Below are 3374 nucleotides of genomic sequence, written 5' to 3' on the forward strand. Positions count from 1 at the left end.
CTTGTACGCCTTCTGCGAGTCGCGCGCAGGCGAGCTGCCTCGAAGCTTCCTGGGTGACTGGAATGGCAAGCGAGGGCCTCACGCTCGCGGTGTCGGAGGCCGGCCAATCGCCATTCTTTTGTTGCTGTAGAGGTGTTCACCCAAGACGTCAGCGACATCACTCGCCCCTCCACGCAATGGCGCCGTCGCGCCCGATGCCGAGTGCTGGGCTGATGCCCGTCGGTAGGCGCCGACGTCAGCGTGTCGAACAAACTAGGTTGAGTGTCTGCTTGCGCTAGGGGGAAGTGCCGCTTTGGGCCGGGTGCCGCCCGTCAGACGGCACAGAAAAGCGGCTGCTCTCCAGCCGAGACCTGTCGTTCCTTTGGCTGACCCCGCGCATTCACCAAACTCTCGCGGTGATGCCCAGTGGCCAGGTGCATCCGCCAGCCTTGACCGCCGAGCAAGCCAGCGCCACGCATGGCTTGCAGTACCGCCTGCGTCACTGCTTCCGCTTCACCCCGCGGCTGGGCATCGGCCATCGTCAGCGTCTGGATGATCTGGCCCTGCCGGCGCGGTGCGACGGCGCCATAGCTCAAGAACGTGGTCAACACGCCCTCGTGGCCGGAGGTTCTGGCTCCATGCCTTGAATTGCTCGGCGCCCCGGCAAAGGGTCTGCCCAAGCTGGACGAGCGTGGTCCTGAAGCTGTGAGGGTTGAAGTACGGCAGCCCTGGACTCGAATGCGCGCCGGAAGATCGCACGGATCGGTGGTGCCGTGCCCTAGTGCTTTCGCGCCAGGCCCACGGCTTCAAACTGCTGCGCCGCGCTCAGTTCCACGAGCGTCGCAGGGAACAACGGGTCGTCATTGCCCCATAGCTTCTCCTGCCGCAGATAGGTGACCCAGGCATCGACGATCTGGCGCACCTCGCTGCCGACATTGAAGAAGTAGGTCGTGAAGCTCTTGCTGAACTTCGTCTGGACTTCGCGCGCGTCCTGGAAAACGCTGCCGACAGCGATGGTTGTCGTTCGGCGCTTCGCTCTTGCGATTGGCGTGACGCTGGTCGCCTCTGGAGTTCAAGCCGATCACAGCGGTGCAGTGGGCGTGTCCCCGCCTTGCGGGGCCGGGCTGTTGCGCTGCGCGTCGAGCCGCTGTCAAAGGCCCATCGTCTCGCCCCTGACGGGCAGCCATCCCTTACGCGGGCTCGCCGTCACCGTCCGCGCTCGTTGGCGCGCAGGGTGTCGCCGGCCTGCGGCCCTTGGGGGCCTTGCCGGTGCGCTCGCCAATGCAGCGATCAAGGCTGCGCCTTCATCGCGAGGCTGAACAGCCAGGTCAGGCCCGCGGCGCGGGCAGTCCGTCGACAGCGGCCCGTTCCCGTGCTCGGGGATCGCGGGCCTTGGTTCCTTCACGCTGCGCGTGAACGAGCCCGCTTGACGAACTGACCGGCGTTCCGCTCACGCCGCCGCTTCGCTTCGTTCGCTGCACGCCGGCCAGATCGTCACCCCGGTCACCCGCCACGCCCGATGCTCGGGCCGCTGAGGCATTGCTGTGCTCGCACCGGCTCGACCGCCGCGTCAGTCGCTGCGCTTGGTGTCACGTCGGCCGCAGGGCCGCCGCTGCTCGTGACCTGGCGGTCGGCTTCGCGGTGCTGCGCCGCCCGCTGTGGTGGCAGCGCGTGCGCCAGTCGTCCCACCGCGCTCCCACCAGCTGCGCCCCCGTCGAATCACAAGGGGGACTGGTGGGGGGATCTTCAAGACACTGGCCAGTTCGTGCTCGCGCGCTGACGCCAAGGAAGCTCGATGGCGTGGTGGCGACCTTGGTCGCGCCGGCAAGTCGTGCAGCAGAAATTGCATGAACCGCTAGCAAGCCGGTTGGATCGATCGGCCGAACCGCTAGCCCACAATGACTTCGATCGGTACGACGTGGTTGATGAGATAGCTGCGTTTGTCCTTGTCATGATGGTCGGGCTGCACACAGCCGCTGCGGTCGGTCGCGCGCACCATCCGCGACTTTCGGCCCGTCGCGGCCGGTACGTCCCAATGAAAATTCGCACAGGCGCCATGCAAATGGAATCGACGCGCCGAGCAGCTTGGCACCCCTGCCACGTCCGGCCCGCGTCGCTGCTGACTTCGCTCTCTCGCTCTCGCCCGCCCACGCTGCGCCCGCGACCCGGTAGGTCGAACCAGGCGTGACGCGTTCGCTCCATGTCGGGCGAGCAGCCGTGCACGATGGGATGGCTCTGACCGGAAAGCCCTGCTCGGGCGTTAGCTCGGCGCCATTCTTTTTCCAGACCAGCGTCACCTCGTCAGCGCGGACTTTGGCAAGTGGAAGGCTGCGCGCGAAGCTGATCGCTCCCGGCGACTTGGGCTCGTCGTCGATGGTCCCTTGATCGGAACCCTCGAGGATGACTTCCGTCGCCCCGCTCGCGATCCCGGCACGCTCGAGCAGCGCGGCCTGCCTTGTTGGAGGTCGAAGCCTTGCAATGTGGCTGGCCATGCAAGCTGTCGGGCGCCGGGATCGCGTCTTGCCCTCTCTGCTTTCTGGATTTTTCCCTTCGTGCAAATCGATCATTTTTCAAGAGAGGCATCCGATGGCTATCAAGAAAATCGCGCCTACACGCAGAGACAGTTCGACGACGCCGCCACGGCCTTACGAAGCCGCCGAGCTGACGGCCTCGGGCGACTTGCATCAGCCGCTGGGCGGCGACCACGCCACCTTGACGACCAACCAGGGTCTCGCCATTTCCGATAATCAGAACTCGCTGCGGGCCAATCCCCGCGGCCCGACGCTGATCGAAGACTTCATCCTGCGCGAGAAGATTCACCACTTCGACCACGAGCGCATACCGGAGCGCATCGTCCACGCCCGCGGCAGCGCGGCGCACGGCTACTTCGAGCTGACCGAATCGCTGGCCGACTACACGACGGCCAATGTTCTTTGTGAGGTCGGCCAGCGCACGCCGCTGTTCACGCGCTTCTCGACCGTGGCCGGCGGCGCCGGATCGCCCGACACGCCGCGCGACGTGCGCGGCTTCTCCGTCAAGCTGTATACGCAGCAGGGCAACTGGGATCTGGTGGGCAACAACATCCCGGTGTTCTTCATCCAGGACGCGATCAAGTTCCCCGATCTGATCCATGCAGTGAAGATGGAGCCCGACCGCGGCTTCCCGCAGGCGGCCACGGCGCACGACAGCTTCTGGGACTACATCTCGCTGACCCCCGAGTCGATGCACATGGTGATGTGGATCATGTCCGACCGCACGCTGCCCCGGTCGCTGCGGATGATGGAGGGCTTCGGCATCCACAGCTTTCGCCTGATCGATGCAGCCGGCAAATCGACGTTCGTCAAGTTCCACTGGCGCCCGAAGTTGGGCCTGCAGTCGACGGTCTGGGACGAGAC

General features: G+C 65.6%; 4 protein-coding genes. 1 reads left to right on the forward strand and 3 read right to left on the reverse strand.

The window, feature by feature from the left end; genetic code table 11:
• Positions 1–311 precede the first annotated feature (311 nt).
• The 3 genes from RMO12_RS14785 to RMO12_RS14795 all read right to left on the reverse strand — a co-directional run bounded on the left by RMO12_RS14785 (position 312) and on the right by RMO12_RS14795 (position 2546).
• Positions 312–587 carry a hypothetical protein gene (locus RMO12_RS14785; protein WP_309639860.1) on the reverse strand — a complete coding sequence of 92 codons (276 nt, stop codon included), beginning with the start codon at positions 585–587 and terminating at the stop codon, positions 312–314.
• 170 nt (positions 588–757) lie between these two features.
• Positions 758–901 carry a hypothetical protein gene (locus RMO12_RS14790; protein WP_309639861.1) on the reverse strand — a complete coding sequence of 48 codons (144 nt, stop codon included), beginning with the start codon at positions 899–901 and terminating at the stop codon, positions 758–760.
• A gap of 1027 nt (positions 902–1928) precedes the next feature.
• A complete protein-coding gene (locus RMO12_RS14795) occupies positions 1929–2546 on the reverse strand; it encodes a molybdopterin-dependent oxidoreductase (RefSeq protein WP_309639862.1) in 618 nt (205 codons plus the stop codon).
• A gap of 19 nt (positions 2547–2565) precedes the next feature.
• Here RMO12_RS14795 and RMO12_RS14800 point away from each other — a divergent pair.
• A partial coding sequence (locus tag RMO12_RS14800; RefSeq protein WP_309639863.1) for a catalase occupies positions 2566–3374 on the forward strand: 809 nt, incomplete at its 3' end.

It is taken from the genome of Methylibium sp. (assembly GCF_031393925.1).
In the GTDB taxonomy this organism is placed as follows: domain Bacteria; phylum Pseudomonadota; class Gammaproteobacteria; order Burkholderiales; family Burkholderiaceae_C; genus Methylibium.